Origin of the sequence: Streptomyces achromogenes (genome assembly GCF_030816715.1) — a bacterium.
Taxonomy (GTDB): domain Bacteria; phylum Actinomycetota; class Actinomycetes; order Streptomycetales; family Streptomycetaceae; genus Streptomyces; species Streptomyces achromogenes_A.
The window spans coordinates 7,121,645-7,138,317 of the sequence record NZ_JAUSYH010000001.1 but is presented as its reverse complement, the minus strand read 5'-3'; the positions used below and the strand labels follow the sequence as shown (position 1 = coordinate 7,138,317).

Annotated in this window: 21 protein-coding genes and 1 pseudogene; 16 read left to right on the top strand and 6 right to left on the bottom strand. The window is 68.2% G+C overall.

The features are described from left to right. Nucleotides 1-5: 5 nt before the first annotated feature. The 12 genes from QF032_RS31880 (at nt 6) to QF032_RS31825 (ending at nt 10,105) form a co-directional block, all read left to right on the top strand. On the top strand, nt 6-665 hold the full coding sequence (locus tag QF032_RS31880; protein WP_307058644.1) for a potassium channel family protein: 660 nt from the start codon (nt 6-8) through the stop codon (nt 663-665). Further along, on the top strand, nt 662-1,318 hold the full coding sequence (locus QF032_RS31875; RefSeq protein ID WP_307058642.1) for a potassium channel family protein: 657 nt from the start codon (nt 662-664) through the stop codon (nt 1,316-1,318). Before QF032_RS31880 ends, QF032_RS31875 begins: the two co-directional genes overlap by 4 nt. Nucleotides 1,319-1,474: 156 nt before the next feature. Continuing rightward, nucleotides 1,475-1,711, top strand: a complete 237-nt coding sequence (locus QF032_RS31870) for a hypothetical protein (protein ID WP_306947897.1) — start codon at nt 1,475-1,477, stop codon at nt 1,709-1,711. A 529-nt stretch (nt 1,712-2,240) separates the two neighbouring features. After that, a complete protein-coding gene (locus QF032_RS31865; RefSeq protein ID WP_307058641.1) occupies nt 2,241-3,281 on the top strand; it encodes a PP2C family protein-serine/threonine phosphatase in 1,041 nt (346 codons plus the stop codon). A gap of 320 nt (nt 3,282-3,601) precedes the next feature. Further along, complete coding sequence (locus tag QF032_RS31860; RefSeq protein WP_307058639.1) at nt 3,602-4,126, top strand: DUF2231 domain-containing protein; 525 nt, start codon at nt 3,602-3,604, stop codon at nt 4,124-4,126. 238 nt (nt 4,127-4,364) lie between these two features. Beyond that, nucleotides 4,365-6,149 carry a glycoside hydrolase family 15 protein gene (locus tag QF032_RS31855; protein ID WP_307058637.1) on the top strand — a complete coding sequence of 595 codons (1,785 nt, stop codon included), beginning with the start codon at nt 4,365-4,367 and terminating at the stop codon, nt 6,147-6,149. Continuing rightward, a complete protein-coding gene (locus tag QF032_RS31850; RefSeq protein ID WP_306947905.1) occupies nt 6,146-6,628 on the top strand; it encodes a hypothetical protein in 483 nt (160 codons plus the stop codon). Before QF032_RS31855 ends, QF032_RS31850 begins: the two co-directional genes overlap by 4 nt. A gap of 133 nt (nt 6,629-6,761) precedes the next feature. Further along, on the top strand, nt 6,762-7,259 hold the full coding sequence (locus QF032_RS31845) for a VOC family protein (RefSeq protein ID WP_373430405.1): 498 nt from the start codon (nt 6,762-6,764) through the stop codon (nt 7,257-7,259). 34 nt (nt 7,260-7,293) lie between these two features. Then, nucleotides 7,294-7,656 carry a DUF488 domain-containing protein gene (locus QF032_RS31840; RefSeq protein WP_307058636.1) on the top strand — a complete coding sequence of 121 codons (363 nt, stop codon included), beginning with the start codon at nt 7,294-7,296 and terminating at the stop codon, nt 7,654-7,656. A gap of 228 nt (nt 7,657-7,884) precedes the next feature. Continuing rightward, nucleotides 7,885-8,343 carry a Crp/Fnr family transcriptional regulator gene (locus QF032_RS31835; RefSeq protein WP_307058635.1) on the top strand — a complete coding sequence of 153 codons (459 nt, stop codon included), beginning with the start codon at nt 7,885-7,887 and terminating at the stop codon, nt 8,341-8,343. A 120-nt stretch (nt 8,344-8,463) separates the two neighbouring features. Continuing rightward, nucleotides 8,464-9,177, top strand: a complete 714-nt coding sequence (folE, locus tag QF032_RS31830) for a GTP cyclohydrolase I (protein WP_307058633.1) — start codon at nt 8,464-8,466, stop codon at nt 9,175-9,177. A 40-nt stretch (nt 9,178-9,217) separates the two neighbouring features. Beyond that, nucleotides 9,218-10,105 carry a RibD family protein gene (locus tag QF032_RS31825; protein ID WP_307058631.1) on the top strand — a complete coding sequence of 296 codons (888 nt, stop codon included), beginning with the start codon at nt 9,218-9,220 and terminating at the stop codon, nt 10,103-10,105. Here the strand turns inward: QF032_RS31825 and QF032_RS31820 are convergent. The 4 genes and pseudogenes from QF032_RS31820 to QF032_RS31805 all read right to left on the bottom strand — a co-directional run. Then, nucleotides 10,036-10,470: a hypothetical protein gene (locus QF032_RS31820; RefSeq protein WP_307058630.1), complete on the bottom strand. Its 435-nt coding sequence runs from the start codon at nt 10,468-10,470 to the stop codon at nt 10,036-10,038. The two genes, QF032_RS31825 and QF032_RS31820, sit on opposite strands and share 70 nt — an antisense overlap. Nucleotides 10,471-10,587: 117 nt before the next feature. Continuing rightward, nucleotides 10,588-10,719 (bottom strand): hypothetical protein, encoded by a 132-nt coding sequence (locus tag QF032_RS31815; protein WP_307058628.1) that lies wholly within the window; start codon nt 10,717-10,719, stop codon nt 10,588-10,590. A gap of 75 nt (nt 10,720-10,794) precedes the next feature. Further along, nucleotides 10,795-11,478: a helix-turn-helix transcriptional regulator gene (locus QF032_RS31810; protein WP_307058626.1), complete on the bottom strand. Its 684-nt coding sequence runs from the start codon at nt 11,476-11,478 to the stop codon at nt 10,795-10,797. A 32-nt stretch (nt 11,479-11,510) separates the two neighbouring features. Then, nucleotides 11,511-11,600 (bottom strand): annotated as a pseudogene (locus QF032_RS31805) (ferredoxin); the annotation flags it as partial. A gap of 83 nt (nt 11,601-11,683) precedes the next feature. Between QF032_RS31805 and QF032_RS31800 the strand changes: the two are divergent. After that, nucleotides 11,684-12,412 carry a DUF2249 domain-containing protein gene (locus QF032_RS31800; protein WP_307058624.1) on the top strand — a complete coding sequence of 243 codons (729 nt, stop codon included), beginning with the start codon at nt 11,684-11,686 and terminating at the stop codon, nt 12,410-12,412. Then, nucleotides 12,405-12,851, top strand: coding sequence for a hypothetical protein (locus QF032_RS31795; RefSeq protein ID WP_307058622.1), 447 nt, complete (start codon nt 12,405-12,407; stop codon nt 12,849-12,851). Before QF032_RS31800 ends, QF032_RS31795 begins: the two co-directional genes overlap by 8 nt. A gap of 537 nt (nt 12,852-13,388) precedes the next feature. Here QF032_RS31795 and QF032_RS31790 read toward each other — a convergent pair. After that, nucleotides 13,389-13,748 (bottom strand): DUF488 domain-containing protein, encoded by a 360-nt coding sequence (locus tag QF032_RS31790; RefSeq protein ID WP_307058620.1) that lies wholly within the window; start codon nt 13,746-13,748, stop codon nt 13,389-13,391. A gap of 173 nt (nt 13,749-13,921) precedes the next feature. On the opposite strand from QF032_RS31790, the gene QF032_RS31785 reads away from it, so the two are divergent. Beyond that, nucleotides 13,922-14,710 (top strand): uracil-DNA glycosylase, encoded by a 789-nt coding sequence (locus tag QF032_RS31785; protein WP_307058618.1) that lies wholly within the window; start codon nt 13,922-13,924, stop codon nt 14,708-14,710. 256 nt (nt 14,711-14,966) lie between these two features. After that, nucleotides 14,967-15,911, top strand: coding sequence for a DUF5996 family protein (locus tag QF032_RS31780; protein ID WP_307058616.1), 945 nt, complete (start codon nt 14,967-14,969; stop codon nt 15,909-15,911). Between the two features lie 78 nt (nt 15,912-15,989). On the opposite strand, the gene QF032_RS31775 is transcribed toward QF032_RS31780, so the two are convergent. Next, a complete protein-coding gene (locus tag QF032_RS31775) occupies nt 15,990-16,355 on the bottom strand; it encodes a UBP-type zinc finger domain-containing protein (RefSeq protein ID WP_307058614.1) in 366 nt (121 codons plus the stop codon). Between the last annotated feature and the right edge of the window lie 318 nt (nt 16,356-16,673).

The window sequence follows — 16,673 nt, the reverse complement described above, 5'->3', positions numbered from 1 at the left end:
CAGCGATGAGGGTGATCATCGTGGGCTGTGGGCGGGTGGGCTCGTCCCTTGCCGACCGGCTCACCGCCGAGGGCCATGAGGTGCACATCATCGACCGCAGACCAAAGGCCCGCAGGCGTCTGTCCGCCGGTTTCAGCGGCCGGTTCCACGAGGGCAACGGGTTCAGCCGTCCTCTGCTGGACTCTGTGGGAATCGAGCATGCGGACGCGTTCGTCGCTGTCACCTCGGGCGACAGCAGCAACGTCGTCAGCGCCCGGACGGCGAAGGAGGTATACCGAGTGCCGATCGTCCTCGCCCGTGTCTTCGACCCCCGCCGCGCTGACATCTATCGCGATCTCGGCATCCCCACCATCGCCTGCGTGAGCTGGGCCGTGCATCAGATCCACCAGATGCTTCTACACCGACATCTCACCCCGGAGATCAGCTTCGCCAACGGTGAGACCCTGCTGATCCGCTCCGAACTGCCCGCCTACTTCGCCGGGCGGCGGCTGGCCGAACTGGATGTGGAGGGCGAGATCCGCGTCGTGGAAGCCACCCGAGCAGGCCACTCGTTCGTTCCCGCCCACAGCACCCTGGCGGTCCCCGGCGACCTCGTCACGTTCACTGTTGCCGCCACGGCTCTGGGCCGCCTACGGGGCTTTCTGGACAAGGAGCTCGGGACATGAACGTACTGGTGGCCGGCGCAGGCCGCCTCGGCGCCCAGATCGCCCAGGTCCTCGCCGCAGCCCGCAATGACGTCACGCTCGTCGACCTTGACGAGGACCGCATCGCCGAACTCGAAGGCCACCTCACCGTACGGCTCGTCGCGGGAAACGCCTGCGAGGCCCCCCTCCTCGAGCATGCTGGGGCGCACACCACCGACCTCGTCATCGCAGCCACCGGAAGCGACGAGGACAACCTCGTCATCAGCCTGCTCGCAAAACGCCGATTCGCCGTCCCCCGCGTAGCCGCCCGCGTCAACGACGAGGAGAACACCTGGCTGTTCGATCACCGCTGGGGCGTAGACGTAGCCGTTCCCGCTACGGGCCCCCTGATCTCCCTCATCGAGGAGGCAACCGGCGCCACCGACACCGTGGCGCTTCTCCGGCTGAGCAAGGCAGGCGTGAATGTGATCGAAACCGCGATCACGCCACAGTCCCACGTCGTCGGCCGCACCCTCGCCGACATCCGCCTCCCCACAGGCACCATCATCGCTACTGTCATCCGCGCAGGTCAGCCCACTGTCCCCACCCACCAGACCCAACTGATGCCCGGCGACGAAATCCTCCTGGTCTCCCACACGGCCACCGAGGAGGAAATCCACGCCGCGTTCCAGTAAGACAGGTCTCGCAGCCCTTCACCGATTACGTAGGTCAAGATCGTCGAACCCAGGTGACAGATGCCTGCTCAGTTGGGCAGGTGCTGGGTGACAGGCACCGCTTTGCAGACCTTCCGCCGGGCATATCGACGGCTCTCATGTGGAACCGGTCTTTGCATGACCGAAAGTGCGAGCCCTTATATCTCGACACCGAGGATCATCGTGCTGGGAGTGCAGCCCGGTGATCCTCCCTTTCGCATTGTGGAGATCGACGGGGAGGTGGTCGGCGAGGCAACCTCGATGACGGACGTGCTCTTGGCTGCCGCAGCCCGAGGCATCACGGTCCACGACCTCGATGACCCGGGCGTGATTCGGTGGGTGGGCGGCGGGAAGTTCACCTGGAGGTTGCACTAAGCGCCGCCTGCGCGGGAGGCACTTTCCGTGAGGTGGCCGCAACCGAACGTTGCGCATAGGTGGGAGTGGCCCCCGGCGGGGCCCTCATTCGCAGTGGGCAGGATCGAACGTGCGGACTACAGTCCGGCGGGCACGGCTGCCGCGCTGAGCACCGTGCACACCAGCATCCGTGCTGCGACGGCGCGTGGAGATGCTGCGCGGGCTGACGTGATAGCGCCGAACATGCCTCGTCATCGTCGCCCGACTTTCTGGGGGGGGGACCCGCTATACACCGACCGCAAGACCGTCTGGACCGAGCAAGCCTCCCACCTCTGCACCCATGCCCCCGCAGATGCAGGAAGGAACGGCTCACGAACGCAGGTGAGTGATCACGTCAACAGCGGCGGCGTCCGCCGTTGCGGGGTCGAAAGAGCTGAAGGAGGCTGGTGGTGTGTTCCGCAGGCGTTTGCCATCTCGCGCAGCCGACGCGCCAATTCCACGCGCCGAAAGCGCCGGTGAGTCCCCTCCCAGAAGCGCGGTCAGGGCTCCAATGGTCTATGTGGTCGCGCTGACGATCCCGATCGTGGCACTGGAGCTGGTCATTGATGACCGTACAGTGCGGCTCGCCCCCCTGTTGATCCTGCTGCCGGCCTTCCCCGCGGCGATCGGCACGGTGCGGCAGACCATCTACGCGGTCGGCTGGGTGCTGATCGTCATCACCGGAGTACTGATCTACCGGCCGCTCCCTTCGTGGTACGACTTTGTGATCGTCATGGTGCTGGCCGCAACGCTGGGCGTGCTAGGCGTCCTGACCTGCCACTTGCGAATCCGGCGCGAGCAAGATCTCCGCCGGGTCCGGTCCACAGCTGTCGCCCTGCAACGGCAGGTGCTGCGCCCGCTGCCCGTCCTTACCGACCGGGTAATCGTTGACGGTGTGTATCTGCCGGTGGAGCAGGACCGACTGGTAGGAGGAGACATCTACGAGGCGGTGGCCTCGCCGTACGGCACGCGTCTGCTCTTCGGCGATGTCCAGGGCAAGGGGCTGCCTGCGATCGGAGCCGCCTTCGCCGCGCTCGGAGCGTTCCGAGAGGCCGCCTTGCGCGAGCCGACACTCACCGCGCTCGTGGATGACCTGGAAAGGGCAATCGTCCGCCACAACGCCTTCGCGCAGCAGACCGGCGAACCTGAACGGTTCGTCACCGCCCTCGTGCTCTGCATTGACGAGTCGGCGGACACGCAGGCGGTCAACTGCGGCCACCCTCCGCCCTACCTGTTGAACACGGGAGCGGTCACCCCCGTACGGCTCGGCGACCCTGGCGTGCCTCTCGGCCTTGCGGACCTCGCTCCGAAACCCCGGACCGTCGCGTGGTTCCCGTTTCCGACCGGGGCCACTCTTCTCGCCTGCAGCGACGGCGTCACCGAGGCCCGCAGCATCACCGGCGCCTTCTATCCACTCGAAGAGCGCCTGCGGGCCTGGGCGGACGTTTCTCCCTGGGAAGTCGCCGGCAATCTGGCCAAAGACTTGAGCCAACACACCGCAGGCGAACAGCGGGACGACATCACGGCCCTCGTGGTTCGCAGAGCCTCTTGAACAAGCACTTCCGAAGAGGGACCACGCCACGGCCTGTAGGCGACCTCAGTGGCGAGCTGCCCCTCTCGAACCCATGTGGCCAGCAACGACAACGCGTGCTTCAGCGGGTACCTGCGAACCGAAGGAGCCTGTGACAGAGGACTCCAAGACATTCAGAGGCGCCCGTCCGGGTGAGAGATCTTCGAATCAGCCGAAGTGATGCCAAGGCTCCCCTCGTCAGGCCCCAGGATCCGAACCGCTGATCGGCCCCCATTGGCGCTCCTGTACATCGAGGGAGAGGCTGGAATGGCTTAGCACGGACGAACCGGCCTGGAGGTGCCATGTACAGCAAGATCACCATCGCCGGCCATCCCATTCACCCGATGCTGGTCGGTTTCCCCATTGCCTGCTACACCGGCACGCTGGTGGGTTTCGCCGTCTACGCGGCCAATGGGCAGCAGTTCTGGCTGAACTTGGCCATCGCCCTCAACATCGCCGGGGTCGGCATGGCACTGCTGGCAGCCCTGCCCGGCATCGCCGATCTGGCGTTCGGCATTCCCCGCCGGTCGGCGGCCAAGACCGTCGGCATTGCCCACGGCAGTCTCAATGTCGCGGCGCTGGGCCTCTTCGGAGCGAGTCTTGCCATCTACGCCACCCATTGGGATGGCCCGGCGACTGGTGTCACTCCCGGACTGGCACTGTCCGCGGCTGGACTCGCCTGCACGCTCGGGGCCGGCTTCTTGGGCTGGACGCTGGTCCAGGACTACCACGTCGGCATCCGGCTCACGCCCCTCCAGGAAAGCGATGAACAGGCGGTGCAGGACGCCCAGTTGATCCACCTGCACCGCGGCTCCCACGTGGCTTGAAGGGCGTAGCCAGGCCGCTCCTCGGCCGGAGCCGCCGACCGGCCGTTCCACCGACACTGACGCACCCGTGGCCGACCTCCTCCTCGAACAGTAGGCCGCGGATTACCGAAAAGGGTGCCTTCAGGTGACACCCACACCGTCCAGTTCGGGTTCTGCATCGCCGGCACCGGACATGCCCTGGAGCCGGCAGACGGACCTACCTGTTGTGTCAGACGTCCCGGCCGACCGACCGGCACGCTTGGACGGGTACACGGAACTGCGGAACTACGCGGTGATCGGGGACGGCCGCTGCTGCGCGCTCATCGCCCGGGACGGCTCGGTGGACTGGCTGGCCTGGCCGGACCTTGACTCGCCGACCGTGTTCGCCGCCGTGCTCGACCACCTCAGGGGAGGACGGTTCCTCCTCCGGCCAGAGGCGCCCTACACCGCCTCCCGCCGCTACCTGCCTGGCACCAACGTGCTGGAGACGACGTTCACCACAGCAGGCGGCACGGTTCGGGTGACCGACGCACTGACTATTCCCGACAGCCGTTCCCTGGCGCCTGCCCGGGAGCTGGTCCGGCGGATCGAGGGCTTGGCGGGCAGCGTCCCCATGCGCTGGAGTGTCCAGCCGCGCTTTGGCTACGGCGCCCGCGCACCTCACCTGACACGTCGTGCGGGCGTCCCGGTCGTCACTTCAGGTCCTGAGGCGGTCGGGATCTGTGCCTGGAACGCGGGAGAGCCGCAGCCCACCTCCGATGCCGTCGTATCCCGCTTCCGGGCGGACGCGGGGACCCGGGCCGTGCTCGCGCTGCCGTACGCACACCGGGAACCGCTGGTGCTCCCCACGCGCACTGAGTGCGAGGCCCGGCTCGATCACACGGCCGCCACCTGGAGAGAGTGGACCGACGGCCGCACTTACACGGGGCCCTGGCGGGAGGCGGTGCTGCGCAGCGTCCTCGCCCTCAAGCTGCTGGTCTTCGCGCCCTCCGGCGCGGTCGCCGCCGCGGCGACCTGCTCGTTGCCCGAGGAGCTCGGTGGGGAACGCAACTGGGACTACCGCTTCAGTTGGATCCGCGACTCCGCCTTCACCCTGAACGCCTTCGTCAAGCTGGGCTGCGCGCCGGAAGCGACCGGCTACTTCTGGTGGCTGATGCATGCCTCCCAGCTCACGCACCCCCGCCTGCACGTCCTGTACCGCCTCGACGGCGGCGCCCGCGCACCCGAGAAGACCCTTCCCCTGTCGGGCTACCGCGGTTCGACGCCCGTACGCATCGGCAACGCCGCCGCCGACCAGCTCCAACTGGACACCTACGGAGAGCTGGTGCAGACCGCGTGGCTGTACACGGCAGCGGGCCATCGGCTCGACGCCGACATCGCACGCCGACTGGCCCAGACCGCCGACTTCGTCAGCACTAGCTGGCAGCAGCCCGACACGGGCATCTGGGAGGTCCGCAGCGCTCCCGAGCACTTCACCCAGTCCAAGATGATGTGCTGGATCGCACTCGACCGCGCCCTCGACCTCGCCCAGCGGGGGCTGATCCCAGACCAGCACGCACCTCGCTGGCGGCGTGAACGGCAGGCCATCGCCAAGTTCGTAGACGACCGCTGCTTCAGCCTGCGGCTGAACACCTACGTGCGCTCCGCCGACAGCGACGACCTGGACGCCGGCCTCCTGCTCGGACTGCTCCACGGCTACCGGTCGCCCGACGACCCGCGCATGCGCGGTACCGTCGCAGCCATCCAGCAGGCATTGCAGGACGGTCCCTACGTCAGCCGCTACCTCGGCGCCGACGGAGTCCACGGCAGTGAGGGTGCCTTCCTCGCCTGCTCCTTCTGGTTCACGGAAGCCCTCGCCCGGACCGGCCGCGCCGACGAAGCCGCCCACCTCATGGACCAGCTCGTGCCTCTCGCGAACGACGTCGGCCTCTACAGCGAGGAGATCGACCCCGCCACCGGCGACTTTCTCGGCAATCTGCCCCAGGGCCTGTCCCACCTGGCCCTGATCAGCGCCGCCTGCGCGATCGGCCAGGCCACCCGATGAGCATCTGGGCCGCACTGGCGGGCGGGCTGGTCGGCACCCTGGTCCTGACCACTACCCTGCGCGCGGCCAATGCCCTCAGCCTCACCCGCATCGATCTGCCGTTCCTGCTCGGGACCGCCTTCACCAGCGACCGGACCCGCGCCAAGGCCCTCGGCTACGGCGCACACTTCATCAACGGCCTGATCTTCGCCCTGCTCTACTACGCGGTCTTCGTCGCCATCGGTTACAGCAGCTGGTGGCTGGGATGCGTCTTCGGCCTCGTCCACGGCCTCTTCGCCACCACCGCGCTCGTCAACATCCTGCTGCCGCTCGTCCACCCGCGCATGGGCCAACCCGAAACCAGCGCCCCCCATGTCGCGCTGCTCGAACCCCCCGGCTTCCTCATGCTCAACTACGGGCCCAGCACACCCGCCGTCACACTCACCGCACACCTCGCCTACGGCACCATCGTCGGCGGGTTCCTGGCATGGCCAGCCTGAGAACCCGTGCCGCACCCCGTCAGGACCTGCTGCACATCCCAGCAGGCAGGACACCGTCCAGGTAGCGTGGAAACCGGACCAGGAAACCGCACAAAGAAGCCCTCGCATCGCGACCGAAGGCGGAAGGGTCCACATGACCACCCCACACGAAGCGGCCTCCTCCGGCCGGCACCCTACGCAGCTTCCACCGGATTCGGAGCCGACTGGTAGCAGATCGGATGCGCGCGGACCCCGGCTGGCCTCGGTCGTGGTGTTCGTCCACGACCACGACGCCTCGGCGGACTTCTACGGGGAGCTGCTGAACATGGAGGTCACAGTACGCACCGCCACTGCCGCGCTGCTCGTGAGCCACAACGGCTTCCAGGTGTACCTACGGGCCGTGGGCTCGCACGCCATCCACCCGACAGGTCACGTCGGCGCGCACTACGTGATCTGGACGGCGGACGGCCCCGACGACTTCCAGCGGTGCGAGCGCGTACTCAGAGCCCGCTCCGACCGTGTCGACACCAAAGAAGCTGAGGGCTTCACCCTCATCGAGGGCAGAGATCCCAGCGGCCTGCCGGTCCTGGTGGCTTATCCGGGACCGGACGAAGTGGCGCGGCTCGAGATCATCTCTCGTTACTACGTGTGATGGGGAGAAGCGGAGATTCGACAGGAGGTCCTCCATGGCACACAAGCGAACGGTGCACGTCCGCCGCGTCTACGACGCACCGGCGCAGACCGACGGCACCAGAGTGCTGGTCGACCGCATCTGGCCCCGGGGCATGACCAAGGAGAAGGCCCACCTCGACGAGTGGTGCAAACAGGTCGCACCCTCCCTGGAGCTGCGGAAGTGGTACATCCGCAACCCCGATCGCTTCGCGGAGTTCAGCCACCGCTACCAAACCGAGCTCCAAGACCCCGAACGCGCAGACGCCCTGGCCCACCTGCGAGACCTCGCCGAAGACCGAACCCTGACACTACTCACCGCAACCAAACACCCCGAGACCAGCAAAGCCGAGGTGCTTGCCGAGCTGCTCCGGAGCTGACAGCACAGGGCAGCGAGCTCCACTCTCCCTGCAGGCCCCAGGGGGCTCTGCGAAACCAAACAGCCGCACCGCCACCTGTGTCTCCACCGGGTAGCGCGACGGCGCCCGGGACCCCAGAGTCCCTGGAGAGATGGGACCCCGTCGGGCAGGCAATTCCCAGCGAGTCCGGTCGCCGCTCCTCAGGAAGCAATTCGGCGTAGACAGTAAATCTGAGACAGGAGGGCCCGGATGGCCACCACGACGAATTTGCTGAGCCTGCTCTCACCCGAAGACCGCGACCGCTTGCTGCAGTTCGCGACCGACGTGTCTTTCCCCGCGGGCGCCCGTATCTTCGAGGAGGGCAGCAAGGCCGACCGGTTCTGGACCGTCATCACCGGATTGGTTGCTCTCGACGTGCACGTCCCCGGCCAGCGGGCGGCCACTGTCGACGCCGTCGGCCAGGGTGAACTGCTCGGCTGGTCGTGGCTGGTCCCGCCGCACACCTGGCAGCTGGGCGCAGAGGCACATGGCCCGGTACATGCACTGGAATTCGACGCGGCGGCGGTGCGCACACTGATCGAGGAGGATCCGGTGCTGGGGCTGTCGATCACACGCTGTGTCGCCACCGTGGTCGGCAACCGACTTCAATCCACCCGGACCCGCCTGCTGGATCTCTACGGGCCAGCCGGCAGCGGCCCGAGGCGCTGACCGGCAACTCGTGTGCCGCCGCAGGATGCCTACGTCAACTCGCTCAGCACTCCGGTACCTGCAGGGCGATAATGGAACAAGCCGACTTCACACGATGTTCGTTGCGTCTTGAGGCCGCATATGAACGAGCAATTCACGCAGATGCATGGCCCCCCGCCCGTCGTGGGGATGGTGGGCGAACGGCTCGTACCCCTCACCGACGAGGCAGAGTGGGCGGCCGTGTCTCCACGGCAGATCGCCCCCGAGGAGTGGCAGCGGTTCGAGGGATACATGAGTGAGATCTTCGGGGCGCTGGGCCTGGCCGTCGAGTCAGAGGCCACCGTGGACACCCCCCGCCGCTTCCTGCGTGCCCTCTTCGACGCCACCAGCGGGTACGAGGGCGACGAGAAGCTGGTCACCGCCTTCGAGACCGAATGCCACGGAGGGTCGGACTGCCGGATCAGCCAGATCGTCGAAGGGCCGATCCCGTTCTTCGCTCTCTGTGAGCACCACGCTCTGCCGTTCTTCGGTAAGGCGTACATCGGCTACATCGCCCACGAGCACATCCTCGGCCTGTCCAAGCTGACCAGGCTGGTGCGGCTGTTCGCCCGCCGTTTCTCGGTACAGGAGCGCATCGGCCGCCAGCTCGCCGAGTCGTTGCAGCAGATCCTGCTGCCCCACGGCGTCGCGGTCCACTTGGAAGCGGTGCATCTGTGCACGCAGATGCGCGGCGTTCGGGAGATCGAGTCCAGCACCCGCACCACCCACTGGCGGGGCACCTACGACGAGGATCCGCAACTGCGAGGCGAGTTCTTCACGCTGTGCGGCCAGCGGGGCCTGGCCGGCCATGGCTGAACACAGCGCCGGGCACCCCGTAGGAGGGACACAGACAGGTTTGCTGGAGCCGCTGGAGTTGTTGTACGAGGAAGCCGGGCAGCCCCGGTTCGGTCTGCCCCCGGCGCTCGCCACTGCCTATGGCGGCGATCTGGGCTTCGCCCTGCCGTGTGTGTACGCGAACTTCGTCACCTCCATCGACGGAGTGGTCGCTCTTGGGCCCGAATACCCCTCCTCCGGCTCGGCGATCAGCGGGCGCGAACCCACGGACCGGTTCGTCATGGGACTGCTGCGCGCATGCGCCGACGCCGTACTCATCGGGGCCGGCACTCTCCGAGCCACGCCGGGCCACCAATGGACACCCGATCACGTCTGCCCGCAGGCCGCCCCCGCCTTCGCCGAGCTGCGGCGGAGTCTGCGACGCCTCGCCCAACCAAAACTGGTCGTGATCACCGCGAGCGGTGACCTCCCCACCGAGCACCCAGCCCTGGAATCGGGCGCGCTTGTGGCTACCACCGTGGAAGGCGCCCGTCGACTGGAGGGACGCCTGCCGCCAGCGTGCACGACACTCACCGCAGGCGAAGGGACCGTCCTTCCTATGGCCGACGTACTCGCGGTTCTCCACGCTCACGGACACACCGCGGTGCTCACCGAGGGCGGACCGCACCTCATCGGCAACCTGCTCGGTGAGAGCTTGCTGGATGAACTGTTCCTCACGACATCCCCGGTACTCGCCGGCCGCGCCGACACCTCGCGCCCGGGACTGATCACGGGACTCGAACTGCTGCCGAAGCAACCGGCATGGGCCGACCTGATCAGCGCCCGGCGACGGGATTCATACCTGTTCCTCCGCTACCGACTACGCTCCCGTGTCCTCGGTCACCGGGCCAGGACCGCACAGCCCAGCGCGAGCAGGGACAGCACCTTCACAAGCTCGAGCGCTACGTAGTACAGGTGGGCGCGGGAGCGGTGCCGCGCGGGGTCCTCGCCCGCGAGTACGGCGTCGGAACGCCTGTTCAGGCGCGGGCGGACGACGGCGAGCTGTCGGGCCAGGACGGCCAGGGTGATCGCGGTGAACGTGACGACGGCCGTGGACGGTGTGGCCGTGGCGACTGCGGCGACAACGATGACGGCGAGGGCGGTCTCGACGAGGTTGAGCGCGCGGAAGACCATCCGGCCGATGCCGAGTCCGATCGGGATCGTCACTCCCGGGGCCCGGAACTTCAACGGCGCCTCCAGGAAGGAGATCGCCAGCACCATCCCGAGCCAGAGAAAGGTGACGGCGCCTGCCACGGCCGCCGACGTCGTATTCATTGTGTGTGGTCCCTCTCGTGTGTCCGGGGCGGCGGCATCCGTCAGAAGCAGCTGCGGGACGTCACCGCCGAGCGGGAATGCCAGAGCCTCCGGCGGCGGGCACGGTGGCCCGGTGCTTCAGGCGATCGGCCACGCCGCCAGCCGGGACGCGAACTCCGGGGGCGAGGCCACGACCTGCGTTGCGGCGGTCGGGCCGTCGGCCACGGGGGCTCGGCCGCGGGTCGCGGATTCGGTGTCGGCGACGTGCATGCGGATTCCTCGTTTCCGGCGCGGGTGGGCCCGCGGTGCGTTCCGTATCTGTGCAGGGGCAGGTACACGAGGGGACTATGAGGCCGTGGAGGGGGCGAGATGTGCCAGGCAGGCGTCGGGTTCGGCGAAGGGTTCGAGCCTGGTGGCTTCCACGGGGGCGCGCATTTCGGCCAGGGCGCCCTGCATCAGGCCCAGGTGGAGCGGGCAGACGATTGTGCCGTACTCCTCGGCGAGTTCGAGGAAGGGGCAGTGCCGCAGCCGGACGGGGCCGGGCACCTCACCGTCATCGCCGATCTGTGGCTCGAAGCCCAGATCGTCGAGCATGGCGGCCAGTCGGCCGACGGCTTCGTCAGCGGTCAGCCGGCGGGAGGGGGGCACCTGCTCGACCAGATACCGGCCCCAGGCGCGCCCCGCGTCGGTGGCCGCCGCATCGGCGCCGGACCCGGTCGAAGCCAGTTGGCTGAGCAGCATCCGGGCCAGCAGCCGGTAACGGCGCGTTCCACCCCGGTCCATTCCCGGTTGCGGCGCGTAGACCGTGCGCGGGCGTCCCGGACCCGACGGTTGCTCCACCGTCCGCTCGACGCGACCCTGTGCCACAAGCGCGTCGAGATGGAAGCGCACCGTGTTGGAATGCACGTCGAGCCGGTCGGCGACCTCGGTGACGCCCAGCGGGGCATCGGCGGCCTGCAACGCGTCGAGCACCGCGCGGCGGCGTCCGGATAGCTGTTTCCGATCCGCCCGCTCCTGGCTGGTGTCCATGGTGGTCAGCCTTCCCGGACTTGCGACTGCAGTTGCCCCTCGTAGACGCAGTCGACGGGGCATTCTTCGACGCGCGCCTTGTCTTTCACGTCGACGCAAGGCTCGGCGATCACGTAGGTCACGATGCGCTCCTCACGCCACCGAGAGGTTTCTCTAAATAGTACATGTAATAATCGTGAGTGGGGGCTGAGAGGAGCATCACGCCGTGGCATCGTCATCCGAGATCTATATCGAGGCGACAGAAACCGACCCGGCCGTCCGGGCTCAGGTAGCGATCCGTGCTGTGCACCAAGCGCTGAGGATCGGGCTCGCCGTCTTCAGTGAGTCCGAATTGGTCGCCGACTCCCAGAACGTGCACGCGGCCCTGGTGGATTTCTGTACCGGTGAGCTGCGCCGTCATCTGGCCGCCACCGACCAGGCGCTCTTCGCAGCCGCCTCCGGCGCGACCGAGACACGCCTGCTGGTTCGCGCCCTGCGCACCTCAGCGGCAGCCCTCGAAGCGCACATCGACGCGCTCGCCGCCACTGACGACACCACCTCCGGGACAGCGAGCGCCCAGGTGATCGAGGCGGTCCTGGCCGTCCATCTGGCGGCCGAGGAGACCGTCCTGCTGCCCGCGCTCGCGGCGCTGCCGGGTGCCGATCTGCCCGCCCTCGTCATGGATGTGCTGACCCTGCTCGCGGGCGGCGAACTCGACCATCCGCCGGTCCTGGACGTCCGTGAGATCCCACACGATCGGCGGCACCCGCAGGTCTTCGCGCGCTACGGCCGCCTGAGCCCCGGCGAGGGCTTCGTCCTGGTCAACAACCACGACCCCAAGCCCCTGCGCCGAGAGCTCGAGGCCACCCACCCGGGCACCCACACCTGGGACTACCTCGAATCCGGCCCGGAGACCTGGCGGGTACGGATCGGAAAGGCGGCCGTCGATGCCTGAGACCCCACCTCCCGGTACCCCCGGGGCGATCGACCCGGAGGTCGCCGAGCCCTCGCCACGGTCCGCTCCCTCGCCGACACCGCGCCTGCTGTGTGACGTCCATGCCCTCGCCGGGGCCGATCCGGCGAGCGCGGGTGCCGTGTGGAAACTCACCGAGTCCGGCCGCCAGCTCGATGCCAACCTTGTCCACCTGCCGGCTCACCAGTGCGTCGAGACCCACGCCGAGCCCGACCTCGACGTGCTCCTGCTCATCGTCGCCGGGCACGGCATCCTCGGCACCAGCGACCGGACCGAACCCCTCACAGGTGGTGCGCTGTTCTGGCTTCCCCACGGCTCGACCCGCCGCATCACCGCAAGTGCCGACGGCCTGTCCTACCTCACCGTTCACCGCCGACGCCCCGGCATGCAGATCCGCCCCCGCCCCGCAACGGACAGCTGATCGCCGGCGCATCTCCACCAGTGCCCGCCCACAACGCGAGCTGCGCAGCCCGCCGCAGTGGGAGCGGCACACCTGCTCGTCGGCCTCGCCTCAGCAGTCCCGGTGGTGTCGATGGCAGCGGGTTCGAGGCGGTCGCGGTCGAGCCGGGCCGCCAGCGCGAGGCGAGGGTGGAAAGCTCGGCGCCAGGCCCGGCCCCGATCGTAGGCAGCAGCACGGCTTGTTCCACCGTCAGATGAGCCGCGAGGACCGCCCCAATGTGCTGAGCGGGGGGCCACGGCACCTACGTCATGGGCGCGGGACCCAAGCGTCGATCTAATCGTCGAGGTCGTCCGAGACGGCCCGCAGCGCCCGGATCAGCAGGCAGTTGGCGGCAGCCCTCGGCCAGCAGGGCCCGTGGCCAATACGGCCCGAGCGCCGGAGAGTCCCGCTGCCACCCGCTCCAGTGACACCAGTGGAGGCTCCCCCTCTCCGACCAGTCGGGGCGCAAGCGAGCCGGCCTTGCAGGGTTCCGGCGTTGTTCAGAACTTGCTGTACCGGTCAGATCTCAGCAAGCCATTCAGCGAGTACGGCGGCCTCGCTGTGATCCACGTCCTTGGTGGCGGTGAGGAGCGTGAGCTTGTCGTGGGCGGCCAGATCACGCAGATGCTCTGCGGCCTGCCGGTGTCCGGCGTCCTTCAACTCGGACAGGTAGCGGCGGCGGAACTCGGCGAAGCGGCTCGGCTCGTGGCCGTACCAGCGGCGCAGGTCGGTCGAGGGGGCGACATCGCGCAGCCACTCGTCCAGGTTCGCCTCGTCCTTGCGCACACCCCGTGGCCAGACACGGTCGACAAGGACCCGCTTGCCCTCTTTGGGGGAGGTCTCTTCGTAAACTCGGCGGTACGTGATCTGCTCGGCCATGACGGCACCTTCCAGATCGATCAGTCAGTCCGGCCCGCAGGCGGTGAGCGGCCGGTGCCTGCCCCACCCAGTGGTGTTTCTGACTCACCCATTTTATCGGGGGGCGCCGTTTGCCGAGGGGCGAGCCGGCCGGGCTGTTCCGCGACCGTTCGACAGACGGTGTGAGGAGGAGCATGAGCACGCACGGCAGCCGCCCGACACCGCAGGCCCGCCACTTCCCCTTGACGACAGCTCCCCGACTGGATTCCGTGCGCGAACTGGACGAGACGGTGAGCACCTGCCGGGCCTGCCCGCGGTTGGTGGCCTGGAGGGAGGAGGCCGCCCGCGTCAAACGCAGGTCCTTCCGGGACTGGGAGTACTGGGCCAAGCCCGTGCCAGGCTTCGGTCCGCCGGACGCACCACTGGCGATCATCGGACTGGCTCCAGCCGCGCACGGCGGTAACCGCACCGGACGCATCTTCACCGGCGACCCGTCCGGCGATGCCCTCTACGCCGCCCTGTACGACTTAGCTCTCGCCTCCCAGCCACAGGCCACGCACCGCGACGACGGGATGGAGCTGTTCGGCGTGCGGATCACGGTGCCGGTGCACTGCGCACCGCCCGACAACCGCCCCACCACCACAGAGCGCGACACCTGCCGGCCATGGCTCGCGAAGGAGCTGGAACTCCTGCGCCCGACCCTGCGCGCCATCGTGGTCCTGGGCGGCTTCGCCTGGCAGGCACTGCTCCCGGTACTCACCGCCACCGGCTGGCAGGTGCCCCGTCCGCGCCCAGCCTTCGGGCACGGCGCACACACGCAGCTGACCGACGCTCGAAGTGGACGGGTGTTGCACCTGATCGGCGGCTACCACCCAAGCCAGCGCAACATGTCCACCCGCACCCTGACCCCCGCCATGCTTCGCGACGTCCTGCACCGCGGTGCCGACATCGCCGACCTGCCGGTCCGCCGGCCTCCTGGGTGACCTGCCGTTGACCACCTCTCCTACGACGGGACCGGCGACGCGTGCAAAAGGGGGGATCCGTCTCTGTTCCTCCGCTACTGCCTTCGACCCCATGCGCGGGCGTCAGCCCACAATGATCATTGTGCAGGCCGCGTCGCCGTAGTGGTGGTCCGTGCCGGCGGCGTGCCGTTCGCGGCGGGGTCGGCCATCATGGAGGGGTAGGGGCCGCCGGTATCGTCGGCGCTCTCCCGGATGCTCCGTGGAGGAAGGAAGGCTCATGGAGCTCTTCCCGCCGATTCCGCTCGCCGAATGGCGGGACTGCAAGGAGACGCTGCACCGGTTCGCGCAGGTCGTCGGCAAGATCCGGCTCACCGCCAGCGTTCGGCGCAACCACTGGTGGAATGTGCCCTTCCACCTCACCGGACGTGGCATCACCACGCGTCCGATGGGGCCGGCCGAAGGTAATCCGTTCACCATCGACTTCGACTTCGTCCGCCATCAGCTGGTGGCCGCTTCACTGGACGGCACAGAGGTGTCCTTTCCGCTCTACGGCCAGTCCGTGGCGTCCTTTCACCGCGCGACCCTGGACGCTCTGGCCGTGTTGGGTGCCCGCGTGGACATCCCAGCCCCCAGCCCATTCGACTTGCCGGACTCAGCACGGCCGTTCGCCGAGGACACCGAACATGCGGCCTACGATCCCGTGCAGGTCAACCGATACTGGCGAGTTCTCAGCCAAGTGGCGCTGGTGCTGGAGGAGTTCGCGGCTGGTTTCTCGGGGAAGGCCAGCCCCGTGCACCACTTCTGGCACACCTTTGACATCGCCTACAGCAGGTTCTCCGGACGGCACACCGAACAGCCGGCAGAGGCCGACTCGGTTACCCGCGAGGCGTACTCCCGTGAGGTGATCAGCTTCGGCTTCTGGTTCGGAGACGACACGTTCCCCGAACCCGCTTTCTACTCCTACACCTCACCCGAACCCCCAGGGCTGGCGGAGGAGCCGCTCGCACAAGGATCCGCCCGGTGGGTAGCGCGCAACGGCAGCCATCTGGCCGTGCTGCGCTACGACGACGCCCGCGCCGAAGCAGACCCCCGCGCCGCCGTGCTCGCCTTCTACAACAGCGCCTACCGGGCCGGAGCCGGGCGCGCCGACTGGGACATGGCCAGTCTGGCCTGCCCTGGAGGGATAACGGACCAGTACCTGGCGGCGGCTCCGCCCGCCTGAGCCCACCCGGCGCATGCTCGCACCGGGCGCTAGCCCGGCCACAACCCCCGTACCTACCCGTTCGACGTTCTCGTTCGTTCAGTGCAGGTCCCGCCGGTCCATGGGGAGCTTGTCCTTGGGGCCAGGCACCGGCTGCGATTCCGGGTGCGAGGTGGGCGGCATCAGTTTCGGCCCCTCAAGGAACGTCTCGGTCTCGACGTTCCAAAACCAGCTCTCTCCGGGTTCGAAGCTGGCCAAGATGGGATGCCTGGCGTCGCGTGCGTGTCTGGTGGCGTGCTGGGAGGGTGAGGAATCGCAGCATCCGATGTGCCCGCAGGCGGCGCAACGCCGCAAGTGGAACCACCATCCGGGGCCATCGCCCGCCAAGCACTCCACACACCCCACCCCACTCGGCCCCGCGGTGAGATCGATTCCGGGGGTGCACTCCGACGCACCATCAGACATGCACCTATCGTAGCTATTACGCAGATCTATGTGGCTTTGGCAGGAGAGTGGAGCGACTGCCGCATGACCGCCGGAGTGGACGAACGCGGTGGGGATTTTCCAACTCCCCTGTCGCAGAAGAACCACGGCAGAGTCGGCCCCGCTGATCCGCCAACCGCCGTGCAGCCATTCCGCCACCTGCGCGGCAGCCGACCTGCACTCGTCGGAGGTGCCCGCAGGCAATGCGCATGGCCACAGTTGTGTTGACGCGCCAGAGCGCGTGACGCGGTCGGCCGGCAGGGTGTTCGCGAACAGGTGTGCCCATCCACGTGGGGAGGG